The sequence below is a fragment of the Pseudoselenomonas caprae genome (genome assembly GCF_008271345.1).
GTDB classification, from domain to species: Bacteria; Bacillota; Negativicutes; order Selenomonadales; family Selenomonadaceae; genus Selenomonas_A; species Selenomonas_A caprae.
Genome location: NZ_VTOZ01000077.1, coordinates 1 through 261, shown reverse-complemented (window position 1 = coordinate 261; position 261 = coordinate 1). Strand labels below are relative to the sequence as shown.

The 261-nt window shown below is 41.0% G+C and carries 1 pseudogene; it reads right to left on the bottom strand.

The features are described 5' to 3' along the window. Positions 1 to 261, bottom strand: a pseudogene (locus tag FZ041_RS14380) (IS1182 family transposase); the annotation flags it as partial.

Here is a 261-nt window from a genome sequence, read left to right as displayed (position 1 = left end):
TAAATAGGCAGGAACATATTCCGTGTTAGTTTCAATCTTTACACCGAAGGGAGCCAGTTCCTCGTTAATTTCATGAAACAGCACCGTTATCTTTTCGTAGAGCCTATACCGAAATTTCTCCGTAGCCTTTTTCCAGACCCAGCTATATTTATTGGCATTGGCCTCAAATTTTGAGCCGTCGATGTAAAGATGGCTCAAATCCACATGTTCCTCGGCAAATATCTTTTTGTTGATATCGCAGAACAATTCCTCAACCGATGT